General features: G+C 70.2%; 16 protein-coding genes. 11 read left to right on the top strand and 5 right to left on the bottom strand.

Going from position 1 to position 24,267, the window contains the following annotated elements; all coding sequences use genetic code 11:
• The first annotated feature begins 319 nt into the window (after positions 1–319).
• The 3 genes from QHF83_RS07460 to QHF83_RS07450 all read left to right on the top strand — a co-directional run bounded on the left by QHF83_RS07460 (position 320) and on the right by QHF83_RS07450 (position 3,266).
• Positions 320–940, top strand: coding sequence for a hypothetical protein (locus tag QHF83_RS07460; protein WP_282417061.1), 621 nt, complete (start codon positions 320–322; stop codon positions 938–940).
• A gap of 128 nt (positions 941–1,068) precedes the next feature.
• Positions 1,069–1,452 carry a hypothetical protein gene (locus QHF83_RS07455; protein WP_282417060.1) on the top strand — a complete coding sequence of 128 codons (384 nt, stop codon included), beginning with the start codon at positions 1,069–1,071 and terminating at the stop codon, positions 1,450–1,452.
• A 92-nt stretch (positions 1,453–1,544) separates the two neighbouring features.
• Positions 1,545–3,266: a hypothetical protein gene (locus tag QHF83_RS07450; protein WP_282417059.1), complete on the top strand. Its 1,722-nt coding sequence runs from the start codon at positions 1,545–1,547 to the stop codon at positions 3,264–3,266.
• 6 nt (positions 3,267–3,272) lie between these two features.
• Here the strand turns inward: QHF83_RS07450 and der are convergent, their stop codons facing one another.
• Together der and era are read right to left on the bottom strand one after the other, a co-directional pair.
• Complete coding sequence (gene der, locus QHF83_RS07445) at positions 3,273–4,673, bottom strand: ribosome biogenesis GTPase Der (protein ID WP_282417058.1); 1,401 nt, start codon at positions 4,671–4,673, stop codon at positions 3,273–3,275.
• A gap of 2 nt (positions 4,674–4,675) precedes the next feature.
• On the bottom strand, positions 4,676–6,283 hold the full coding sequence (gene era, locus QHF83_RS07440) for a GTPase Era (RefSeq protein ID WP_282417057.1): 1,608 nt from the start codon (positions 6,281–6,283) through the stop codon (positions 4,676–4,678).
• A gap of 141 nt (positions 6,284–6,424) precedes the next feature.
• Between era and QHF83_RS07435 the strand changes: the two genes are divergently transcribed.
• Together QHF83_RS07435 and QHF83_RS07430 are read left to right on the top strand one after the other, a co-directional pair.
• Positions 6,425–9,019, top strand: coding sequence for a glycosyltransferase family 39 protein (locus QHF83_RS07435; protein WP_282417056.1), 2,595 nt, complete (start codon positions 6,425–6,427; stop codon positions 9,017–9,019).
• Between the two features lie 60 nt (positions 9,020–9,079).
• Positions 9,080–9,562: a TIGR02266 family protein gene (locus tag QHF83_RS07430; protein ID WP_282417055.1), complete on the top strand. Its 483-nt coding sequence runs from the start codon at positions 9,080–9,082 to the stop codon at positions 9,560–9,562.
• 353 nt (positions 9,563–9,915) lie between these two features.
• Here the strand turns inward: QHF83_RS07430 and QHF83_RS07425 are convergent, their stop codons facing one another.
• From QHF83_RS07425 to QHF83_RS07415, 3 genes are read right to left on the bottom strand one after another with little or no spacing between them, the layout of a single operon-like run.
• Complete coding sequence (locus tag QHF83_RS07425; protein WP_282417054.1) at positions 9,916–11,688, bottom strand: hypothetical protein; 1,773 nt, start codon at positions 11,686–11,688, stop codon at positions 9,916–9,918.
• A 53-nt stretch (positions 11,689–11,741) separates the two neighbouring features.
• A complete protein-coding gene (locus QHF83_RS07420) occupies positions 11,742–12,806 on the bottom strand; it encodes a tetratricopeptide repeat protein (protein ID WP_282417053.1) in 1,065 nt (354 codons plus the stop codon).
• 19 nt (positions 12,807–12,825) lie between these two features.
• Entirely contained in the window at positions 12,826–13,452 is a 627-nt protein-coding gene (locus QHF83_RS07415) for an RNA polymerase sigma factor (protein ID WP_272425093.1), read from the bottom strand.
• Between the two features lie 485 nt (positions 13,453–13,937).
• Here QHF83_RS07415 and QHF83_RS07410 point away from each other — a divergent pair, with 485 nt between their 5' ends.
• The 6 genes from QHF83_RS07410 to QHF83_RS07385 all read left to right on the top strand — a co-directional run bounded on the left by QHF83_RS07410 (position 13,938) and on the right by QHF83_RS07385 (position 24,216).
• Positions 13,938–14,852, top strand: coding sequence for a hypothetical protein (locus QHF83_RS07410; RefSeq protein ID WP_282417052.1), 915 nt, complete (start codon positions 13,938–13,940; stop codon positions 14,850–14,852).
• Between the two features lie 22 nt (positions 14,853–14,874).
• Entirely contained in the window at positions 14,875–17,283 is a 2,409-nt protein-coding gene (locus QHF83_RS07405) for a tetratricopeptide repeat protein (protein ID WP_282417051.1), read from the top strand.
• Entirely contained in the window at positions 17,280–21,674 is a 4,395-nt protein-coding gene (locus tag QHF83_RS07400; RefSeq protein WP_282417050.1) for a hypothetical protein, read from the top strand. Before QHF83_RS07405 ends, QHF83_RS07400 begins: the two co-directional genes overlap by 4 nt.
• Positions 21,671–23,308, top strand: a complete 1,638-nt coding sequence (locus QHF83_RS07395) for a tetratricopeptide repeat protein (RefSeq protein WP_282417049.1) — start codon at positions 21,671–21,673, stop codon at positions 23,306–23,308. The genes QHF83_RS07400 and QHF83_RS07395 overlap by 4 nt, the downstream gene beginning before the upstream one ends.
• 64 nt (positions 23,309–23,372) lie before the next feature.
• The gene (locus tag QHF83_RS07390; protein WP_282417048.1) at positions 23,373–23,612 is read left to right on the top strand and encodes a hypothetical protein; all 240 of its coding nucleotides are present in this window, start codon (positions 23,373–23,375) and stop codon (positions 23,610–23,612) included.
• Positions 23,613–23,634: 22 nt separating this feature from the next.
• Positions 23,635–24,216: a hypothetical protein gene (locus QHF83_RS07385; protein ID WP_282417047.1), complete on the top strand. Its 582-nt coding sequence runs from the start codon at positions 23,635–23,637 to the stop codon at positions 24,214–24,216.
• Positions 24,217–24,267: the final 51 nt, after the last annotated feature.

The following is a 24,267-nucleotide window of genomic DNA, read 5'->3' as shown; positions in this document are numbered from 1 at the left end:
GTGGAAAAGGCCGCGTTCGACCGGAAAAGTCGGCCGTCCGCGCGAGCCGGCAGAGCTACCACGAGCCCCGCCCCGGACCAAGCCGGGCGCTCGCCCCCCGTCCCCTACGTACTGATTTCATCCTTCGTGCACTTTTGCCTGGTCACCAAAACTTCCAACGCGGCCGTGCGTCGAATGCAGTGACCGTCGCCATTCGGGCGGGGCAACGCACCCGACCCGTGAACGTGGAGAAAGCGAGAAACGAGCCATGAAGAGCATTCCTCGATCCAATCCAACGATGTCCTCGAGGGGGGCCCCGGGAACGCGTGAGGACGGCTCGGTGATGTTTTCGCTGAGCTCACTCGTGGCCCAGGCCTCGAACGACGCACCCACGACGAATCGAACGAGCGGGCGCTCCGACGACTCCGGCATCATCGATCTGAAGGCCCTCGCAGCCGCGGCCGAGGCGCAAAAGCCGGCCGCGCCCGTCCTGCCGCACGCGCCGATCTTCCCCTTCGGCGCGCCCGAGCCCGCCCCGCTGCCGGCGCCCGAGCCGCGCGCCGAGGTGGTCGAGACGCAGAGCCGCAAGGGGCAGTGGGCGGTCGCCGCCGTGGGCGCCATCCTGGTCTCGGCCATGGCGATCGGCGCCGCGAGCGCGCGCCCGAAGGCGGAGCCGATGACCCTGGGCGGTCGCATGTCGCCCCATTTCGAGGTGGCCATCAAGCGCGCCGCGACGCCGCCGGCTCCGACCGCCGAGGTGAAGGCGACGACGCCGTCCACGAAGGAGGCGACCGCGCCCGAGAAGACGAAGGTCACGCAGCGGACGGGCCCGAACACGAACGTGAAATCGACCGAGCCCAAGAAGACGGATCCGGTCGTGAAGGAGAAGCCGAAGCGAGAGACCTTGCCACTCGAGGTCTGCGACCTGATGTGCCAGATGCGGAAGGCGACGCAGAAGTAGCGAAGCGCGCGAGAAGGCATTGCGGCGGGAATGAGGCCACTCGTTCCCGCCGCGTGTTTTTTCGAGCCGCGCACTGCCCGCGCCGACGGCGCTTTACGATCGCGGCTCGCCTCCCCAGCCTTTCACCCATGAACATTCCTCGCAGGTGGCAACGCCGCGTCCGGGGAGCCTGGCGCGGCATCCAGCGCGCGGCCGGGCTCCTTTCGGCCGTGGCCGCGGCGGTCTGGTTCGTTCAAAAGGGACGTCTCGGGGGCTCCGGCAGGCGCGTGGTCCGCACGAGGCCGAAGCAGGCCGACGAGCGCACGATCCGGCGCATCGCCGAGGCGCAGGCGGGCGGCATCAGCAGCCAGGAGAGCGACGCCCGCTACGAGAGCGGCGAGCATCCGGGAGGACTGCACGGCAAGGCCGTCCGCCCGCCGCCGGACGCCGAGATCTACGAGATCGACGAGCCCAGCGATCGCACGCTCTCGCACCGCGGCTCGCGCCGGACGATGTCGTCGATGCGGCGCTGACGCGATTTCGAGCCGGGGAGGGGAGCGCGGGCAGGTACGATGCAGGCGGAGGTCCTGCTTTGCCCGATCCCGCGCCCCCCGCCGAATCGCCGGTGTCGCCGTCGCCGCCGACCCTGCGGCACGTGCCCGGCAAGAGCGCCGAGGCGGCCCGCACCCTCGTCACGCCGCCGCCTCGGATCGTCGAGGGCTTCGCCCCGTCCCACCCGGCCGAGCCCCGATCGGCGGTCCGCGGCGCGCTCGTGGTCGCGCTCCTCGTGATCGCGGCCTACGCCGGCGCGGTGATGTTCTTCCGGTATGTCGCGCCGAACCGCCCGCAGTACGTCGCGGAGATCGGATCGGGGCTCGCGATCGGTGTCGTGGTGTTCTTCCTGCACACGCTCATCGGCGCATCCTTCGCCGAGTCGATGCAGGCGGGTGAGGACCGCTTCCGCGCGCTGCTCGGCTTCCTCGCGCTCATCGCGCCGTCGTTCGTGCGGTGGATCATCTTCGCTTGCCTCGGCGGGATGCTCGCGGTCGCCTACCAGGATCTCGCGGAGTGGAGCACGTCGTCGATCGTGCGGCTGCGCGTGCTCGGGGCCTGCGCGATGCCGATGATCCTCGCGGTGTGCTCGGCCATGCTGGTCGAGCGTCGCTTCGCGCGCGGCGATTTCCGGCTGAAGGTGGGCTACGCGCCGGGCACGGCGACGCGGGATCGGCTCGAGCTCCGCGAGAAGGTGGAGCGCATGTGGGCCTACGAGAACGAGCTCATGCGCGAGTCGGTGCAGCGCATGGCGCGGCACGCGACGATCTTCGGGTTCATCGCGTCGGCGATCCTCATCGCTTGCGGGGTGATCCTGGTCCGATACGCGCGGACCGAGAACGAGCTCCGGCACCTCATCGCGCTCTCCGTGGGCGCAGCGTGCACGGTGTCGTTCACCCTGAACCTCGGGCAGATCCTGTTTCGTTCGGCCAGCAACGATTCGACTGCGCGCATGATGGCGTTCGCCGCGCGGACGCTGCTCATCGTGAGCGTGGCGACGCTTTTCCTCGGCGTGGCGCTGCTCGATGGCCCGGAGGCGGCGAGCTCCGCGGAGAAGGGATATCTGTTCCAGGGCTACAAGGGCGCGCTGATCGTGGGCGTGGCCGTGGCGCTGCTCGGCGAGCGCGTGCTGCGCGCGGTGACGGATCGGGCGGCGACGATGCTCGGCGTGGGGAACACGGCGCCGATCCGCGGCAGCGATCTCGGCATCATCGATGGGCTCAACGACGAGGACGTGGCGCGCCTCGCGGAGGAGCGGATCGACTCGGCGCACGCGCTCGCGTTCATGCCGACGCCGCGTATCTTCTTCAACACGACCTACAGCCTGCAGCGGATCTGCGACTGGCAGGATCAAGCGCTGCTCATCGCGCGGGTCGGCCGGACGAACGCGCAGCTCTTGCGCGAGCAGTACCTCGTGCGCGGCGCGATCGCGGCGCGGCAGCTCGCGCGCGAGATCGTGGGGCCGTCGCGGAGCGCGCTCTCGGCCTTGCGAGGGCACGCGGAGTCGCCGTCGGGCGAGGCGATCTCGATCCCCTCGGAGCCGCAAGAGAACGAGCAGGATCGGCTGCGCGCGCTGGCGAAGGCGCTCGGCTTCACGGGGATCAACCAGGCGGTGCTCGGCCTCAGGTGCCTCGTCGACGACGAGGAGATCGAGCGGCTGGAAGTGTTCAGCCGCTCGGTGCCGGTGTGGAAAGACGCGGGGACGGAGCACGTGCGCGACGAGGTGCCGCGCGTCGAGGTGCCGGTGAACGAGGGCCGCCCCTCGTCGGGGCGATCCTCGCACCGTGGAGACTGAGCCGCGTCACTCGCCGCGGCGGCGCCTCGCCTTGTACTTCACGCGGACCGGCACGCCCTCGAAGCCGAAGTTCTTGCGGAGCTGGTTCTGGACGTAGCGCTGGTAGCTGAAGTGGATTTTCTCGGGATCGCTCGCCATGACCACGAAGAGCGGAGGTGAGGTCTCGGCCTGCGTGACGTAGTAGAGCCGCGGCGCGCGTCCGCCGGACGTGGGCGGCGGGCGATTCGCGAGGACCTGCTCGAAGAAGCGGTTGAGCTCGCCGGTGCCCACGCGCGTGCGGAAGGCCTGGGCCACGCGCGTGATCGTGGAGAGCAGGTTGCCCACGCCGCGGCCCGTCTTGGCGCTGATGGGCACGATCGGGGCCCACGGCACGAACGAGAGCTTGTCCCGCGCGTTCTCCTCGGCCTTCCCGAACGACTTCTTGTCGAGGAGATCGGCCTTGTTGAGGCCGACGACGACCGCGCGGGCGCGATCGACGGCGAGGCCCAGGATCTTCGCGTCCTGCTCGGCCACGCCTTCGAACGCGTCGCTCAAGAGGACCACGACCTCGGCGCGCTCCATCGCGCGGATCGCGTGGAGCACGCTCACCGCCTCGACGACGCTGTCCTCCTTCGTGACCTTCGCCTTGCGGCGGATGCCGGCCGTGTCGATGAAGAGGAACGAGTGTTTGCCCTTCGTGATGCGCGTGTCGATGGCGTCACGCGTGGTGCCCGGGCGCGAGTCCACGATGAGGCGATCCTCGCCGAGCAGGCGGTTCACGAGCGAGGACTTGCCCGCGTTCGGACGGCCCACGATGGCGACGCGGATGGCCTCGTCCGGCGCCGCGCCTTCTTCCGGCTCGGGCGGGGGAGGCGGGAGCGCGGCCGCGATCGCGGACTCGAGCTCGTCGATGCGCCGGCCGTGGAGCGCGGAGAAGGGGATGATGTCCTTCGCGCCGAGGCGGTAGAGATCGGAGAGCTCCATCTCGGCCCGCTGCGAGTCGGCCTTGTTCGCGGAATAGATGACGGGCTTGCCCGCGCGGCGAAGCAGGTCGAGCTCGGCGTGATCGGCCGGGGTCGGCGGCTGGCTCGCGTCGAGCACGCAGACGATGACGTCGGCCTCGGCGATGGCGACGTCGATCTGGCGCTTGATCCCCTGGCGCATCGGATCGTCGCTCTCCGGATCGAAGCCGCCCGTGTCGACGAGCGTGTACCTTCGGCCGCGCGAGGTGACGTCGCTGTAGTGGCGGTCGCGCGTGACCCCGGGCTCGTCGTGCACGATCGCCGTCTTCTTGCCAACGAGGCGGTTGAACAGCGTGCTCTTGCCGACATTGGGGCGGCCGACGATCGCGACGATCGGCAGCGGAGCGCTCATCACCCGCGCGGGGGCCACGCCCTCGTCCGGCTGCTCGATATGGTCTTCTTGCATCGTCATTCCTCCTCGTCCTCGTCGGGCGTGCCCTCGACGTCGTCGTCGTCGTCGAGGTCCTCGTCGTCTCGGTCTTCGTCCTCTTCGCCCTCGTCGTCGAGGTCCTCGTCGTCTTCGTCGCCCGCGTCCTCGTCGTCGGCCTCGTCGGCTTCGGCGTCACGCTCGGCGACGATCACGTACTCGGCCGCGTCTGCCCCGCCGGCGCGCGCCTTGCCATAGCCGAGCTCTTCGAGGCGCGGCAGAGATTCGCGCCAGTCCGGCGTCACGCGTACCCAGAGGCGCAAGACCACCTTGCCGCCGACGAGCTCCTCGATGCGCTCGCGCGCGGCGATGCCGATGCGCTTCATCATCGCGCCGGCCGTGCCGATGAGGATCCGCTTCTGGCCCTGACGCTCGACGTGGATCGTGGCGTCGATCTGGACCGCCTGCCCCGGCGCCCGCGGCTCGGTGTAGCGGTCGATCGTGACGGCCGCGGCGTGCGGCACCTCGTCCTGCGTGGCGCGGAGGATCTGCTCGCGTACGTACTCGGCCGCGAAGTACCGCGCGGGTTTGTCGGTGACGTCGTCGACGCTGTAGCGGAACGGACCCTCGGGCAAGAAGCGCGCGATCTCGTCGAGCACGCGCGCGATGCCGTCCTCGCGTTGCGCCGAGATGGGCACGATCGCGTCGAAGTTCCGCACCTTCCCGTAGGCCTCGAGGAGCGGCAAGAGGTGCCGTTTGTCCCGGAGCAGATCGACCTTGTTCACGACGAGAAGCGCGGGCCGATCCGGCGCGAGATCCGCGAGCAGGACGAGATCGCCGGGATGCGGCAGGAGCGGCCGAGGCTCGATGGGCGTGCCGTCTTCCTTGTGCCTCACGGGGCGGGGCGAGACGTCCGTCACGAAGACGACGACGTCGGCGCGGCGCGCCGCGTCCCGCGCGGCCTCGTTCATCACGCGGCCGAGCTGCGTGCGCGGCCGGTGCAGGCCGGGCGTGTCGAGCAGCGCGATCTCCGCGGAGCCGTGGTGCACCACGCCGAGCAGCGCGTCGCGCGTGGTCTGCGGCGTCTTCGACACGATCGAGAGCGGCTGCTGGAGCGCCGCGTTGAGCAGCGTGGATTTGCCGACGTTCGGCCGGCCGATGAGCGCGACCGTGCCGCTCCGCGAGGGCCCGCTCGCTTCGGGCGCCGGGCGAGGCTCGGGGCGCGGACGCGGCGCCGTCCTCTCGCGACGCCCCTCGCCCGTACCGCCGCGCGGTCCACGCGTGAGATCGTCCGTCGTCGCCGGCCTTCCGCCACGCGGAGGCGATCCCGGCCGCGCCGCCGCGCCACGCGCGTCCGGCCGTGCTCCCTTGCCGCCGCCGCGCGCGGCAGGCGCCCCCTTCTTCGCGGGTCCCTTCCCGCGCGCCGCGCCGGGCCCTTGTCCTCGCGCTTCCTCCGCGCGCGGTTTTCCCTTCGCGCCGCGCGCCTCTTCGCCCGGCCGACCTCTGCGCGGGCCGCGCTCGGGCCTCGGCCCGCGCGCCTCCTTTCGCGGGGACGCGCCGGCTCGTTCGTCATCGGACGGCCTTTCGCGCGCGGTCTCGGGCTTCCGGCCAGGGCGCTCGGCGCGGGGGTCGGGTCTTCGGCTCTTCACAGCGCGGCGCGATAGCAGACAGCGAGGGAGGCCTCAAACGGCTTCTCACGGAACTCCACGCTGGGATGCCCGTCCGCCGCACTCGCGCCCGCGCCGCCAAACGCCTTTGGCTACCGGCCCGAGCAGGGGTAGAAGCCCCCCATGGAAGCCGTCCCCGAGAGCGCCCAAGGCGGTACGACCCGCGAGGCTCTGCCGAACCCTGCGACCGCCCGCACGTCTTCCCTCGCCGCGTGGTCCCGTCCGTTCGCCCTCGCGGTCGCTGCCCTCGTATTGTTCTCGACCCTCGGCAAGAGCGGGATCTGGGATCCGTACGAGCTCGACGCGGCCGATCTCTCGCGCCGCATCGCGATCCACGTCTTCCACGCGGACAAGCTGGCGCTCCCCGACGCCATCAACCAGATGCCCACGCTGAGCGATCTGCGCATGGGTGAGCTGCCGTTCACCTCGATGGCGCTCGGCTTCCGGCTCTTCGGGCTCGCGGACTGGACGGGAAGGCTGCCGCTCGCGATCTGGGCGTTCGTCGGCGTGGTCGCGCTGCACGAGCTGCTCGCGCGCCTCTCGGGAAAGCGGGCCGCGCTCTACGGCGCCGTCGCGCTCGCCACGACGCCGCTCTACTTCATGCAGGCGCGTACGATGCTCGGCGACATCGTCACGATGTCCTCGCTCTCGATCGCGTTCGCCGGCCTCGTGGGCGCGCTGTTCGATCGCGCGCGAAGCACGAAGGAAGGCGCCGAGGTCGAGGTTTCGGGCACGCGCACGTGGATCGTGAAGGGCGTGTGGCTCCTCGTCGGCGCCCTCGGCCTCGCGGCCGGCTACATGTCGCGTGGGCTCTTGATCGGCGTGGCGGTGCCTGCGCTTGCCGCAGGGCTCGCCTGGCTGGTGCTCGAGCTCGGAGGGTTTTCCGCGGGGAGATCCCCGGTCGAGCACGCGATCGGCGCGCTCTCGCTCGTCCTCGGGCTCGTGGCCCTGGGCCTCGGGATCTCGCTCCTGCTCCGCACCTCGCCCGACGCGCCGCTGCCGCGCGCGCTCGCGGTCGCGCTGACCAAGAAGTCGAGCGTGGAAGCGACGTTCGATCGGACGATCCGGCACCTCGGCCACGCGCTCTTCCCGTGGAGCGCGTTCCTGCCGTTCGCCCTCGGCAGGTTGTTCCGCGCGCCCGTGGAGCTCGACGTGCCTGCACGCAGGCGCGAGGTCGGCCTGCGTGTCGCGCTGCTCGTCGGCGCCGCCGTCGCGTACGCCGTGTACGCGGCGCTCACGCCGCACGTCATGTTCCTCCCGTGGAGCGGCGTCGCGCTGCTCGCGGGCGTCGTGGGGCTCGCCGTGGCGGACTTCGATCGCGGCGCGCCTCCGTCGCGCGCCCTCGCCCTCGGCGTCGCCTTGCTCGCGTTCGTGCTCTACCGCGACATGGTGCTCGAGCCCGGGCGCATGTTCAGCGTGTTCGAGGTCGACAAACCTTCGTTCCCGAAGAGCTTCGAGCAGGACGCGACGACGCTGATGCGCATCTCCGCCGCGGCCTTCGCGGCGCTCGTGGCGATCGCATGGTTCGAAGGGCGCGCGGACAAACCCGGCACGATCGACCAGTGGGCCGCGGGCCTCGCCGACGACTACCGCAAGGTGAGCCGCGAGCTCACCACGGTCTGGAACGGCAATCTTTTCTTCGCCGCGGTCGTCGTGGAGGCCGCGCTCGTCGGCCTCGGCGCGATGCTCTTCGTCGGCACGCGGCTCGGCTGGGCGTCCGTGCAGAGGCTGCCGCGCAACTTCATCGACGCCGGCTTGAACCTCTGGTGGGCGGTGCCGCTCGTCCTTGCCGTCGCCCCGATCTCGCTCGCGACGCTTCGCGACGGCTTCCGCGCCGTCCTCGGCCTCACGCGCCTTCCGCGCGGCGCCGGCGTGCTCCTCGCCGCGCTCGCCGCCGGCGCCGTGCTCTCGTTCGGCTACTACCCGGCGCTCGCCGCGCAGCTCTCGCCGAAGGAGGTCTTCGACGCGTACGCGCGCCTTCAGAAGCCCGGTGAGCCGCTCGCCCTGCTCGGCGTGCGCGCCCGCTCGATCGCCTACTACCACCACGGCGGCGAGGTCGCGCAGTTCAATGATCCCGCCGAGGCGTTCAAGTGGCTCACCGCGGGCACGGATCGCCGCTGGCTCATCGTCCGGGCCGAGGAGCTTCCGCGTCTCAACTCGCTCCACCGCAAGGAGAAGGGGTCGAACCTGCCCGTGCTCGACGCGCGCTCGAGCCAGATCCTGCTCGTGTCGAGTGATCTCGGAGGCCAGCGCAACGAGAACCCACTCGGCGCGCAGGTGATCGACGACCCGCTCCCACCCGAGCTCCGCGTCGTCGACGCCGCGTTCGAGGATCAGCTCGACGTGCTCGGCTGGGAGGTCCGCGACGGCGCCGGCAGGGTCGTGGACAGCGTGGTCCCGCAGCGGAAGTACCACATGCGGTTCTACTACCGGGTCGTGAAGCCCATCACCGGCTCCTGGAAGGCCTTCCTGCACATCGACGGCTTCCAGCGCCGATACAACGGCGATCACACCGCGCTCGACGGCAAATATGCGATGAACCTCTGGCAGCCGAACGACATCGTCGTGGACGACTACGTGTTCGAGCTCGAGCCGAATTTCACGCCAGGCGACTACACGGTCTATTTCGGCTTCTTCTCCGGAGACACGCGTTTCCGGGTGGCGCGTGGCCCGAACCACGAGAACCGCGTCATCGCCGGAGCACTCCGCGTGCGTTGATCGAAGCGCCCTGTCGGATCCCTTGGCGCCCGTGTGGAAAGCGGCTACGCGGGAGGTTCGATGGGTGAGCGTCACGGGAGCGATCCGGAACGCGGAGCGGTCGACGAGGCCGTCACGGACGACAAACCTACGTCGTCGACGCGCGAAGACGAGGCGTCGCATCCGAACCGCCCGAGCTGGTTCGAGCGGCGTTCCTCGGAGAGATTCGACGTGACGTGGTCGGTGGATTGCGAGACGGAGGAGACGTTCCTCTACGCCGCGATCACGAACATCTCGGAGCTCGGGATCTTCGTGCGCACGACGGATCCCTTACCCGTCGGCACGAGCCTCACGCTCCGGTTCGCCCCGCCCAACAGCGAAGATTCGTTCGTGCTCGAAGGAACAGTGCAGTGGATCAACGCGGTCCGCCCACTCCACGACAACCCGAACCCCGGCATGGGCGTGCGCTTCGTGCGCATCACAGCCGCCGAGCGTGAGCGCCTCGTCGATACGATCCGCACGATCGCGTACCTGCGCGAGGGCGCCGGACCCACGTCGAACTGAAGGCGCCGCGCCGGGGCGCCGCGCCGGGGCGCTGACCCGGACCCCGCGGGGGCTGTTCGCCCCTCGACCCGAACCAGGGCAAGCCCTGGACTCGAGGTGGAAGAACTGCGCTCCGCGCAGTTCTTCCAACGGGCCCGTTGGAAGACCAGGGACAGCGTTGCCCGTCGAAACGGCGGCGCGGCTGTCTTGTTTGGCAAGGTGGTGGGTGGTCTTGGCTCGGCCTGTTCGATGAACTGCGCATCGCGCAGTTCATCGACCCCGGGTCCAGCGCTTGCGCTGGTCCGGGTCCAGGGGTGGACAACCCCTGGTGGGGCCTGGGGCAACGCCCCAGCGCAGCGCCCCCAAGATGAGTCCTACAGCCCGATCGGGAGAGGGAAGCGGCGCGCGTACACGCCGAAGTGGGTCGGGCTATCGTCTTGCCAGCCGATGGCGACGAAGCCTGCGCCGCCGATCGCTACTGCGGGGCCCTTGCGGGAGCCGCTCGTGCCCTCGGGGTCGGGGATGTTCGCGACGAACGCGTCGTTCTGACCTGTGACGCTGTTGTAGCCGAAGCCCGACGTGCCTCCGATGAAGCGCGCGCCGATCGTGCCGCGCTCGTCCTCCCAGACGACCGTGAAGAAGCCGAGCCCTGCGGCAACCTTGGGGTTCTGCTGCGAGCCGGCGGTCGTGGTGTTCACGGCCTTCTGATCCTCGGTGCCGGGGACGCGGCTTCCATCCGCGTTGTAGCGCTGGAAGAAGATGTCGCCGCCCGCGTGCCAGACGACGATGAAACGGCCGTCGGGGAGCATCGCAACGTCGGGCTGATCTTGCAGGCCCATCGTCGCGTCGTTCACGAGCTCCGGCGTGCCGACCTCGCCGTTCGGCTTGATCATCACCATGACGATGCCGGCGCCGTCGCCGTCGCCTGCGCCCTGGTAGACCACGACCCAGCCGTCCTTGTTGCCTGCGACGCGCGGCGCAAAGCCGTTCGTCGCGATCGGGATCTCGCCCATCGCTGGCTCGAGCTCGCCTGTCTTCTTCCAGATGCGACCGAAGACGCCCGTACCGCGGTTCCACACGACGAGCGCCGCGTCCTCGGGCCCGCCTGCGACGTCGGGCCGGATCTGCACGTCGCCGACCTGCGTGCTGACCTTCAGCGGCGGCACGTCCGCGCAGCCCCACACGTTCTGGGCGTTCAAGTAGATGTGGTAGTTGTTCGTCGCCTCCTGATCACTCGCGTAGACGATCGCCACGTGGTTCAGGCCGACGGGCGCGAGCGAAGGATCACGCTGCACGAGCGGGGGGCCAGACGCAGGCAGGGTGGTGCAGCGCGCGGGGAGCTGGATCTGCTGCGCGAGCGGATAGGGCTTCTCGATCGGGTAGAGATCCGCGGCGAGGAAGCGCATCAGGATGTCGCCGCCGCCGCTGCCCGTGGTGCTCGTGTACGCGGTGCGCAGCGCATTCTTCGTCGCGTCGATGCCTGGGCAGAACTCCATCGCCAGGTGCGTCTTCGTGCCCGGCCCGTCGTTGTAGAGCTCCGGCTTCACCACGTTGTCCACGGAGAGCAGGATCTCCTGCGCGGTGCAGTCGCACCGACAAACCGCGTCCGGCGCGATGCCGCCGCACGTCTCGGCGGGGCTGCCGTCGCAGGCGAGCGCCTTCTCGGGCCCGAGATCGCACTGCTCGCCGGTCCCGATCGCGCCGTCGTTGCAGCACGCGGGCGGCGTGATCCGCTGGACCTTGATCGTCACCTCGAGCGGATCCTGATCGACCTTCTCCACGGCGCAGCCCTCGGCGAGCACGCCTGCGCTGCCCTCTGCCGTGACCGCGAAGATCTTCTCGGCGCCGTCGCGATCGAGCTCGATCTCCTTGCACCACGTGACGCCCTCGCCGCAGCTCCCTTTCTGCAGCTCGAAGGTCTGCACGGCATCGCCCGTGGGAGCGTTCTCGACGCGGCCCGTCGCGGGCGTGCAGGTCGCGTTGCCCTTGTCGAAGACGCGGAGCGTGACGCTCGTCGCCGTGTCGAGTAGCCCCTGGGGCGCCATCATGACGAGGCCCACGTTGGCGGGCGCCTCGGTGCAAGCGCCCACGGCAACGGCCACGGGCAGGGCAGGAACGAGGCCCAAGAGAAGGCGTGATCGGCGCATGCGCCGAGTCTAGCGGGTCGCGGCCCGGTTTCGGGAGGCCGTTGATGCCCCGATCAGTAGCCGGTGGCGTTGCTCGGGGCGGGCTCGTAGGAGCGCTTCGGCGCGGCGTTCACGTTGCGGCCCGGACCACCCCCCGGCGCGGCCTTGGCTTCATTGGCCTCGCTTTCCATGGGCGCGGCTGCCGCGGCCCTGCCGGCGGGCTTGCCCGCGACCGTCGTCGTCGCGGCCGGCGGCGCCGGAGCCGGAGCTGCGGCGCGGTTCGCCACGACGCCGCCCCCGGCGTTGTTCGTCTGCGTCTGCGCCTCGCTCTCCTTCAGCGCCTCCTCGGCGCGCGCCTTGTACCCGTCGCTCTGCTTGAGCGCGGAATAGAGCTCCCTCGCGCGATCCGTGTTGCCGAGGCTGCGCTGGCACTGCGCCGCTTCCCACATCGCGTCGGCGGCCTGCGGCGTGCCCGGGTAACGCGCGCCGACGTCGTCGTACAGCCGGAGCGCCGCGTCGCAGCCCGAGCCGTCGCGCGTGGCGCGCGCCTCCGCGAGCGCCTTCCCCGCGCCGTCCGCGTCCTTCGCCGCGGCCTTGTCCGCTGCGTCGTCCTTGCCCTTCTTCGCGGCCTCCGCGGGCTGCTCGGCGGCGGCGGCGAACGGCGTGGGCGCCGCGGCCATCGGCGGGGGCTGGGCCGGGGCGGCCGCTTGCGAGAGATCCCCCTCGTCCGGCGCGGGCACGCCGCGCTCGGTCACGCGTACCGGCGTGATCCCTACCGTGCCGGGTTTGGCGCGGAGCAAGAGCAGGCTCGACCCGATCACCAGGAAAAACAGCGCGGCCATCGCGAGCTGCGGCCGCATCGCGTGGCTGCCGGCCCAGGCGAGGGCGCGCAGGGCTTTGCGGTGCCAGGGCGTCGTGCGTTGCGCGTCCGTCACCGCGGCGAGGATGCGATCTTCGAGGCCGGGGCTCGGCTCTTCGAGCGGCAGCATCGCGACCTCGCGCGTCGCGCGGAGCCCGTTCCAGGCCTCGCCGCAGCGCGCGCAGGACTCCACGTGTCGGCGGAGCGCCGCGTACGTGAGCTCGTCGAGCTCCTCGTACAGCGCATCCATCACGACCTGGTCGAACTTCTGGCAATCCATGGGAGCACCTTGCCCGGCGTCATCGCAGGGCTCGAGCGTAGTCCTCGTACTCGGCGAGCGCTTCCTGCAAGCGCTCGAGGGCGTATCGCATCCGGCTCTTGACGGTATTTTCCGGTACCCCGGTGATCTCGGCGATGTCCTTGAACGGCACGTTGCCGATCTCCCGCAAGAGAAAGACCTCGCGTTGCTCGGGGGGCAACCGCTCGACGGCGTGGGTGATCCGATGCCCGAGCTCGGCGCCGATCGCGACCCGCTCGACCGAGGCCGTGGGGTGCGCGTCGGCCGTGCGCTCGGCGAGCGTCGGCCCCTCCTCGCCGCTTCCCGTGCTCGTGGCCTGATCCAGCGACGGATGCCGCCGGAGCGCGGCCTTCCGCAGGTGGTCGATGCAGACGTTCCGGGCGATCGCGTAGGCCCACGTGGAGAAGCGGGCCTCGTGCTTGAAGTCGGCCGCGTTCTGCACGATTTTGACGAACACGTCCTGCACGAGATCCTCGGCGATCTGGGGCGCGCGGACCTGGCGAAGGATGAAGTTGTAGACGTTCGTCTTGTGCCTGCGGACGAGACCGGCGAACGCCGCTCGGTCACCACCCTGGAACCGCATCATCAGGACCTCGTCGGTCACCTCCTCGCGCGAGATGCTCGCCATCGTCACCTCCTCGTTCCTCGCGCTCCCGCGGATGCGGAGGCGGGCGAAAGGGGGCCGTGGCGAAGAGCGAACCGGGGTTTGGGGCGAAGGGCGCCGTCAGGCGACCCGAAGCCCCAAGCGTCGAATCGGGGTTTGGGGCGAAGGGCGCCGTCAGGCGACCCGAAGCCCCAAGCGCTGAATCGGTCCATGGGACGCGCGACGGGGCCCGAAGTTCTGATCGGAGGGGGTCGTCGCTGCACGACGCCACCTTACCGGATCGGGACACCGGCGGAGCCGCGAAGTTTGGGTGGCGGGACGCCTTGGAAAGACCTCGCGCCAGGGCGGACACGGAGCGCCAGCAAATTCACGCCACGTCACGTCCCCGTGACGCGCAGGGTCCTCGGTTGCATCAGCGCGCTCCCGGAACGTACACTGCGAAGGCCGGCAAGCATGGCCGGGCGACAGCGTGTCCTCCCGCCTTCCTTCGACGATTGGGGTTGGTCTTCATGCGATTGCTCCCGAAGACGCTCGCCGTGACCTTCGCGGCAACCTGGCTGACCGTGGCGCCGGCGTTCGCCCAGGCCCCCACGGCGCCACCGCCGGCGGCCGGCCCCGGCGCGCTTCAGGCCGTTCCGCCCGGCCAAACCCCGCTCCCCGCGGCGCCGACGCAGCCCGGCATGCAGCAGCCGCCGATGCAGCAGCCGCCGATGCAACCCGGCATGCAACCTCAACCGCAGCCGGGCCTGCAGCCCCAGCCGCCGACGCAGCCCGGCATGCAACCCGCGCCTCCCACGGGAATGCCCGGCGCGCAGCCCGCGCCCGGCGCGCAGCAGCCCGCGCCCGGCATGGATGGCCAGACGTACGCCGTGCGCCTGCGGGATCTCGAGCAGCGCATCGACGAGCTGAAGGAGCACATCCGTCGCAGTCACACGCGGCTCTCGCTGCTCAGCGACACGATCCTGTCGAGCGGCGGCGCCGGCTCCCGCGCGAACCTCAAGTACACGAACGAGCTCTCGGGCGCCTTCAAGATCACGCGCCTGCTCGTCGTCCTCGACGGCGCCGTCCAGTACAACAAGACCGATCAGACGGGCGCGATCGCCGAGGCCGGCGAGATCCCGATCTTCAACGGCTCGATCCCGCCCGGTGATCACACCGTGCAGGTCCTCGTGAACCTGCAGGGCAACGGTTACGGCGTCTTCTCGTACATGCGCGGCTACCGGCTCGAGGTCCGCTCGAACCACTCGTTCACAGCGCTCGAAGGCAAGACGATGACGCTGCAGATCGTGTCGTTCGAGAAGGGCGGCGTGACCACGCCGATCGAAGAGCGCCCCGCGGTGCGGTTCGTCGAGAAGGTCACGCAAGGGCTCTCGGATCCGAACGCCCCCGCGGGCGCGCCAGCGCCGCAGGGCGTCGCCAAGTGAGCGATTTCCCGAAGGGGCACGCATGAACGGCACACGCGGTTTCCGCACGCGGAAGGCGCTCCTCGCGGGCCTCGTCGCGGCCTTCGCGGCCCTCGCGCCGAGCCTCGCCCACGCGATCGACCCCGAGCAGGCGATCACCGGCGCCTCGCAGCAGATCACGATCGCGTCGAACGGCCTGCGCGCGATCGAGGACGCGGTCCAGAAGTCGAAGGGCCGCGGGCGCACACCCGCGCAGCGCATCGCCGACGCCGTGCTCCTCGTGGGCTCGAAGGACTGGGAGCGCGCGGCGACGCTGCTGAACGAGATCATCGAAAAGTACCCTGATCACCCGACCGCGTACCCCGACGCGCTCTCGCTCCTCGGCGAGACCTACTTCCAGTCGCGTCAGTACCTCTCGGCGCGGCGCGTCTATTTCAAGATCACGGACCGCACGCAGGAGCCACGCTTCCTGTCCTACCAGAGCAAAGCGCTCGAGCGGCTCGTCGACATCGCGCTGCGCACGAAGGACTACCGGCACCTCGACGACGTCTTCGCCGCGATGAACCGCCTCCCGCCTGCTGCGGTGACGAGCGGGATCTCGTACGCGCGCGGCAAGGGCCTCGTCGTGAAGAAGGACTGGGCGGGCGCGAAGGCGGCGCTCGCGTCGGTCGATCCGAAGAGCGAGTACGCGCATCAGGCGGGGTATTTGCTCGGCGTCGTGGCCATGAAAGAGGCGACGCCGCCGCCGGTCCCCCTCGCCGAGGGCGAGGTGCCGCCGCGCGCGCCGCGGAGCCGCTACGTCGCGGCGATCGATCAATTCCGCAAGGTCACGCAGCTCCCCCCGGACTCGAAGGATCACGAGCGGGTGATCGACATGGCGTGGCTCGCGATCGGGCGGCTCTTTTACGAGTCCGATCAGTGGGCGCAGGCCGTGGATGCGTACAACCACATCGACCGCTCCTCGCCGGAGTTCGGGACGATGCTGTACGAGCTCGGCTGGGTGTACGTCCGTCTCGGCGACGTCGAGCGCGCGCAGCGGGCGCTCGAGGTCCTCTCCGTCGCGGATCCGAACAGCCAGAACATCGCGGACGGCTCGCTGCTCCGCGCCGATCTCATGCTGCGCGCGGGCCAGTTCGAAAAGTCGCTCAAGGTCTACGAGGGCGTCCGGGCGAACTACGATCCGATGCGCGCGCGCGTCGACGCGTTCCTCGGCTCGACCAGCGATCCGGCCGTCTACTACGACAAGCTGAGCCAGGAGCAGCTCGACGTCCTCGATTCGAGCTCCGGCTTGCCCACGCTGGCGATCCAGTGGGCGCGCGAGGCGGAGGACGGCCCCGCCGCGTTCGCCGTGATCGAGGGCATCGCGCAGTGCCGCGAGCTCATTCAGCAGTCGAACGATCTCATCGAGAAGCTGAATGCCGTCGTCGCCTCGACGAACCGCGTCCGCGCGTTCCCCGAGCTCAAGGCGGGCGAGGAGAAGGCGCTCGGGCTCATCAACCGCGTGGGCCTCGCGCGGCTCTCGATCGGACAGGGCATGGACGAGGTCGAGTCCTCGGCCCTCTCGGGCGAGATCGGACAGGTGCGCGCGCGCCGCCGCTCGCTGGAGAAGCGGCTCGGGCTCATCCCGGTCAACGACTCGGATTTCCAGGAGCGTGAGGGGCAGGCGCTCAAGCAGTGGAACGGCGCGTCGCAGTCGGTCCAGCGCATGACGCTCGAGGTGGACTCGCTCCAGGCGCAGGTGAACGGCCTCCGGCGCATGTTGCGCGAGGCGCCGCAGGCGGGCGTCGTGCGGGATCCGGCGGCGGTCGCGCGGTTCGAGCAGGAACTCGCCGCGCACGAGCGGGATCTCGCGATCTACCGCAAGCACATCGCGGATCTCCGCAAGCTCGTGGGCGCCGGCAAGATGCAGGTCGGCTTCGGCGATCAGCGCTTCATCGAGGATGCGCAGGTGCGGCAGGCGTACCGCGAGGCGATCGTACGAGAGGTTCAGCTCGCGATGGCGGGGCAGGGGGGCGCGTCGCTCGCCGCCTACGCCAAGCGCGTCGCGCCGCTCCTGCAGAAGGGCGACGAGACGGACGCGAAGGTCTTCGCGGCGCTGAGCGAGCTCGAGCGCGAGGTCGCGCGGAGGACGACGGACGTACGGGCGATCCTGGCGCGCGAGACGGCCGCGGTGGTGGGGTACGAGGTGGAGCTCGAGCGGCTCGACAAGGAGGCGCGCGGCGTCGTGGGCGAGGTGGCCATGCGGAATTTCGGCCTCGTGCGCGACCGGCTGCGGAGCATCGTCTTGCGTGCGGACGTGGGCATCACCGAGGAGGCGTGGGAGGTTCGCGAGGAGCAGATGACCCGCGTGCGCAGCCTGCGCGTCGAGCGAGCGCGCGAGGAGAAGCTCTTGCGGGAGGAGCTCGACGAGGTCCTCGACGACAGCGGCGCGCCCGAGACGGAGGGCAAATGAGCGTGCTTCGTCGTTCTTCGTCGCGGTCGGGTCGCGGCGCGTCGTCGATCCTCGCGCTCCTCGTGGCGACGTGCGTCGCGGGAAGCGCCGCGTCGCAGCCGCAGCCTTTTCCTCCGACGGCAGCGCCCACGGCGCCGCCCACCGCTCCGCCGACGGCAGCGCCCACGACGCCTCCGGCCGCGACGCCCACGGCCCCTCCGGGCGCGATTCCCACGGCGCCATCGAGCGCTGCGCCTCCCACCGCAGCGCCTCCGAGCGCGGCTCCCACGACGTCCGCGAGCGCGCCGCCCATCCCACCTCCGACGCCTGCGTTCAAGCCGCGCGTGCAGGCGCCGCCGCCTCCTCCTCCCACGCCCGAGCAGGTCGCGGTGCTCGCGGAGCTCGAGAAAGAGGCCGCGGTGTACGAGCAGGCCGCGCGCGACTACCGCTCCTCGATCACGCGGATCATCCAGCAGCACTACGAAGAGCGAAGGCGCCGCGTCATCGCCGCGCTCGATCGCGAGATCGACGTCGAGCAGAGGGATCTCCGGACGGCGCGCGAGGAGGCGATCCGCCGCCTCGAAAAGTTCGTCGAGACGTACAGCGGCCGGAACGCGCATCCCGAGAGCACGCCCACGGCCATGTTCCGCCTCGCGGCGCTCTACGAGGAGCGCGCCCGCGAGGACACGGACGTCTCCGACGATCTCGCCATCGGCCTCCGGCCCGCGATCGCGCTCTACAAGCGCATCATCCGCGAGTTCCCGCAGTACAAGGAGCTCGCCGGCGTCTACTACTACCTCGGCCACGCGCTGAACGACTCGGCGCGGATCTTCGAGGCGCAGCAGGTCTTCCGGTCGCTCGTCTGCCACGACCGCTACCCGTACCCCGTTCCTACGGATCCGAAGGATCCGACGCGCGACGTGGTCGGCAAGCTCCCGCAGGATCACGATCGCGACTACTGGCTCGGCTGGGAGGCGCGGCACCCGATCCCCATCGGCGAGGCCGCGAAACGCAAGGCGGCGCAGCCACCACCGAAGAAGACGAACACCAAGGGGAAGGGCAAGCAGAAGGAGCCGGAGCCCGAGCCGGAGGCGCCGGCGATCGAGGACGAGCTCGTCTTCGTCAACCCGTACCCCGACGGCTGCAAGCCGATCCCGCAGAAGGTCGCGGAGGGCGCGGAGCCGCGGTACCTCGCCGAGGTCTGGTGGCTCATCGGCGACTACCACTTCAACGAGATCGATCCCGGCGGCGGGCCCTTCAGCTTGAACCGCGCCGAGGTCGCGTACACGCGATCGCTCCAGTACAAGAAGCCGCCCGTCTACGGCGTCGCGATGTACAAGCTCGCCTGGACGTACTTCAAGCAGCTCCGCTACGAGACGAGCGTCCGGCAGTTCGTCGAGCTGCTCAAGTACACCGACGAACAGGAAAAACTCACGGGCGATCCGGGCACGGATTTCCGCGGCGAGTCGTACACGTACATCGCCGGCGCGCTCACGTTCCTCGACTTCACGGGACCCGCGGCCGACGAGCCCTTCGTCCCGCGCAGCGACATCCTCGACCTCGAGCAGGACCCTCGGATCCGCGAGCAGAAGATGCGCATCGCGATCGAGCGCGTGCAGAACGCGGCGCTCATCCCGCAGGATCGCAAGTGGACCGTCGATATCTACAAAGCGCTCGCGGCCGAGTTCAAGGAGCTGAACCAGTACCGCAACACGATCGAGGTCTCGGAGCTCATCCTCAAGAAGTGGCCGATGCACCGCGACGCGCCCGTCATGCAGGCGCAGATCGCGGACATCTACGACACGCTCACGGGCCAGTCGCGCGAGGGCACGGCCGAGCGCGCGGAGAACGCGGCCAAAGCCCTCGACGCGCGCACGAAGCTCGCGAACTACGTCGGCAAGACGCCGTGGGTCGAGGCGAACAAAGACGATATCGAGGCCATCCAGACCGCCGAGCGCCTCGTGCGCGGCGGCCTCAGGCGCGCCGCGGCCGATCACACGAACGCGGGCAGCTCGCTCGTGAACGCGGCGATCCAGAGCGGCGAGCAGGAGACGCGCACCAAGCTCTTCGAACGCGCGCTCTCCGAGTACCGCATGGCCGCGCTCGGCTGGCAGGGCGTCCTGCAGGAGGACGAGAACGCGCCTGACGCCTACGACAGCCGCTACTGGCTCGCGGACGCGAACCACATGGTCGTGGTGATCCAGGTGGCGATGGATCGCTCGCCGACGGCGGACGAGGTCGAGACCGCGCGGCGCACCGCCGTCGACGTCCGCGACTCGAACGAGGACGACAAGCACCTCCAGCCCGCGGCGTTCATGGTCGTCGACACCGCGTACCAGGCGCTTCTCGACCAGTACAAGCTCCACAAGCGCACCGGCGGGCAAGAGGGGATCGAGCAACGCACGGGGCTCAAGATCGTCACGGAGAACGACAAGCAGAAGGTCGTCACCGAGGAGCTGCCGAAGGTCATCAAGGACGCGGTCGCTGCGCGCGACGAGTACATCCAGCGCGTGCCTCCGGCGAGTGATCTCTCGACGCGGGATCCGCAGACGAACCAGGATCAGAAGAACAGCGATCTCTACGCCTACCAGTCGGCCGAGTTCTTCTTCCTCTACGGCAACTTCCCCGAGGCGCGCCGCAGGCTCGAGCCGATCTACGCCGAGCAGTGCGGCAAGACGCCGTTCGGTTATCTCGCCTGGGAAAAGCTCACGACGATGGCGAACCTCGACAACGACGTGCCGCGCTCGCGCGCGCTCGCCGAGGCCGCGATGACGAAGAGCTGCGCCGTGAGCGAGGAGCAGAAGCTCAAGGAGACGGGCATCGCCCAGCCCACGATCTCGCGCGGCTACTACGTCGACGCCGCGGCGAAGTTCGAGAAGGCCGAGAAGATGCCCGACGGCCCCGAGCGCGTGCAGGCATGGCGCGAGGCGGCGGCGCTCTACCGCGTGGCGCTCGAGAAGGCCCCGGCGCGGGACGAGGCGCCCGAGGCCGCGATGAACGGCGCGTACTGCTACAAGCAGGTCGGCGACTACGACCAGGCCATCGAGATGTACACGCTCTTCATCAAGGAGTACGGGAGCGAGGCGAACCTCTCGAAGCTGGAGAAGGGCGACGAGGCCGCGAAGCCGCCGAAACCCGCGGATCCGAAGCGCTACGCCGAGCGCGTGAAGTACCTGAAGCAGGCCTACGACGCCCTCAGCGCGGCGTACGTGCTCTTCTTCAACTACCGCGGCGCCGCCGAGACGTACGACACGATCTCGCGCAACGCCCGCTTCGAAAAACCGGCGCGGCGCGAGGCGGCCCGGAGCGCGGTGCTCCTCTACGCGAACGTGGGCGAGCGGGATCGCATGATCGCCTCGCGGAGCGCGTTCCTGAACCTCGAGGCGCCGATCGAGCAGAAGGCCGAGATCGACTACATCGTCGCCTCGGCCGACCTCAAGGCGTGGGACGAGAAGGGGCTCGACGAGGGCGCGAACAAGGCCGCGCGCGTCAAGGCCATGGACGCCATGGAGGGCTACTACGAGATGAACCGCCTGACGCCCGCGGCCACGCCGTTCCTCGTCCAGGCGGCCTATCACGCGGCGAAGATGCGCAAGGCGGCCGGTGATCCGAAGGCGTTCGAGTGGTGCCGCAACACCACCGGCGCGTTCGACAAGTTCAAGGCGTTCGCCGCCGTCGACGGCAAGAAGGCGCTCGGCACGATGCAGGCCGACATGGCCGCCGAGTGCGCCTACGGCGTCGTCAACGACCGGCTCCGGCAGTCGTGGGACTACGACGCCGGCCACCACCGCTACGCCGGCGTCATCGACAAGGTCGTCAAGACGTACTCCGACGACCTCAAGAAGGCGGGCGACACGCACTTCAACGACCTGCAGTCCGTGATCAAGACGTACGAGTCGCGCGCCTTGTCCGTCGCGGCCTTCGCGCGGCAGGGCTCGCTCTACGACTCGTGCCGCACGGGCCTCTACAACACGCGCCCGCCGGGCCTGAAGCTCTACACCGACCGCGAGGAGAAGCTCCTCAAGCTCGCGGAGACGAGCGATCGCGAGGACCTGCAGGAGACCGCGGACGCCATCCGCCAGAAGCGCCGCGAGCAGTGGCGCGAGGCGCGCGAGCGGCTCCTCAACGACGCCGACCGCGCGATGATCAAGTTCTACGTGCAGGCCGTGGTCTACGCGCGGGCGTGGAACGTGCGAAACCCCGAGGTCGACCACGCGATCCAGAGGCTCGCGTTCTTCACGGACATCCTCGGCGACGCGAAGATCCGCGACATGAGCCAGGGCATCATCGATCCCGAAACGGGGCAGCCGTTCCAGTATCAGGACGGCATGTTCCTGCGCACGCGGCCGGGCATGGCGCCCGCGCTCCAGCCCGACGGCTTGCCCGCGCCGCTCCCGGTGACGTTGCCATGAAGCGTTCGCCTCGCCTGGTTTTCGTGGCTCTCGCGTGCGCGCTCGTTCCGCTCGTCGCGGCCTCCTGCGAGGAGACGACCTCGCAGCAGAAGCCGCAGACGCCGCCGCAACCTTCGGCCGCATACCCGAATGGCCCGAACGGCATGAACCCGTGGGGCCAGCAGATGGGCCAACCCCCGCCGATCGTGGGCATGAACCCGACGCCGAGCGTCACGCCGAGCGCGCCGCCGCCGCTCACGGCTGCGCCGCCCACGCCCGCGCCGCTCCCGCCGGCCGCGGCCGGGCCTTATCAGCAGGGCATGGCCGCGTTCGCCGCGGGGGATCTCAACGCGGCGAAGGGCCTCTTCCAGCAGGTCATCCAGGCCGACGCGCGCGCGCCCCACGCGCACTACTCGCTCGGTGCCGTGCAGGAGCGCCTGCGTGAGCCCGAGGCCGCGGCGAGCTACCAGAAGGCCCTCTCCATCACGCCCGACTACGAGCCGGCGATCATCGCCTACGCGATGCTGCTCGCGCGGAAGGGCAACCTCGGCGAGGCCGAACGTCTGCTCACCGAGAAGCGCGCCATCATGCCGCGCTCGGCCGCGGTCGCGGCCACGCTCGCCGAGGTGAAGAGCCTGCAGAAGGACACTGGATCGGCGCAACGCCTCGCGCAGGAGGCGCTCAAGTTGAACCCGGATTACCGGCCCGCGATGGTCGTGATCGCCCGCGACCACTATCGCAACCGCAGGCTCGATCTCGCGCTCTACGCGCTCCAGGCGATCCTCGACGGGTTCGGCACGGACAACCCTCCGCGCGACAAGGAAAACCCCGAAGCGCTGCTCTTGCGCGGTCTCATCCTGCGCGAGCAATCCCAGCGCGCCGGCGCCATGGACAACTTCCGCCGCGCCGTGCAACGCAGGCCCGATCTCGTCGAGGCGCGCGTGCAGCTCGCCGCGATGCTGCTCGAAGCGGGCAACGGCCAGGAGGCGCTCCCGCTCCTCGAGGGCGCGGTCCGCTACGACGGCGACAACCTCCCCGCGCACCTCGCGCTCGGCGACACGTATCGCTTGCTCGGCCGTTACGGCGACGCGAAGCGCGAGTTCGAGTGGGTGCTCGCGCGCGACGCCTCCATGCCGCAGGTCCATTACGACCTCGCCTTGCTTTACCTCTTCGCGCCCAGCGTCCCGGGCATGTCGGCAAAGCAGCAGGTCGCCGAGGCGATCGCCGAGCTGAAGAAGTATCAAGAGCTCCGACGCAAGGGAGAGCGCGATGACTCCGAGGAGCTCCTCCAGCGCGCGAAGCTCAAGGAAGGCGAGCTCTCGGCCGCGGCCGCTGCTGCTGCCGAGGCACCTGCGCCCGTCGCTTCGCTCCCGAGCCCGGCGAGCGACGCGGATGCTGGCGCTTCCGATGCAGCCCCGCCTCCGCCGCCCACGCCGCCCGCGAACTCTGCAGCTCCGCCGCCTGCGAACTCTGCAGCTCCGCCGCCCGCGAACTCTGCGGCCCCGCCGCCCGCGAACTCTGCGGCCCCGCCGCCTGCGCCTTCGGACAGCAGCTCCGCCGCGCCCGCGCCGCCGCCCGCGCCGCCCCCTGCGCCGGCGCCCACGCCGACGAGCACCATCGTCGCGCCTTTCTCCACGCCGCCCCCGGGCTTCTAGGCACATGGACGGCGCGCGCCAGACGAGGCATCTTGTGGAACGGAGGTCGCGCATGAGGAGATCGATGCTGATCCTCGCTGGGCTCGTGATCCTCGGTTCGTCCGTACGAACCGCGGAGGCCCAGGAGAAAGACAAAAAACCTCGCGGCGCGATCACGCTGTCGGAGGTCACGATCACCGGCCGCATCGAAAAGCCGATCGCCGCGGTCGACGTGAGCCGCATCCAGCCCAAGCTCACGCTGGCCGAGCTGCGACAGCCGTTCCTCGATCGCATCGAGGAGGCCATCTTCAAGGATCCTTTCTGATGAAGCGATCCCGCCTCGACGCTTGATTCTCGCGCTCGGCGCCCTCATCGCCCTCGCCTCCGTGCTCCTCGCGTGGGCGCACCTCGCGCGCGTCCGGCGCGCGACCTCCGGCAAAACCGCCGAACTCCTCGTCGCGCTGAAGCGCATCCCCATGAACGAGCGCGCCGCGGCCCTCGCCGCGCGTGCGCCGGAAGGCAGCGCCGAGCGCCGCCTCGCTGCGGTGATCGAGGCGTCCGACGACACATCCGACGGCGCCCGCAGCGCCGCCGTCGACGAGCTCCTCGCCGAGATCGAGCTCGCCCTCGACGCGAGCGCATCCTGGCCCGGCGCCGCCACGCGCATCGCCGCCTACGGAGGCCTCCTCCTCGCGGTGATCACCGTCCTCCTCGGCCCCGGCTCGATCTCGTTCGCCGCGCCCGCGCTCCTCGTCCTCGGCCTCGGCGGCGCGGCCACCTGCGCGGCCCTGGGTCGTCGTGCCCGCGAGCTCGCCGACGAGCAGCGCAAAGCCGTGGACGCGCTCGTCGACGCCCTCGGCCTGCGCGAGCGCCTCGCCCCGGGCGCCCCCCCGCGAGCGCCCCGGCCGGGACGAAGACGCGGCGCGTGAGCCGTGTGCTTTACCGATCTCCCGCGCTTGTGTACCCTTCCGTTGAAACTT

The sequence above is a fragment of the Polyangium sp. 15x6 genome, from assembly GCF_029960785.1.
Classification (GTDB): Bacteria; Myxococcota_A; Polyangia; order Polyangiales; family Polyangiaceae; genus Polyangium.
Note: the sequence above shows the minus strand (reverse complement) of the source record. Positions and strands in the feature narration are given on the sequence as shown.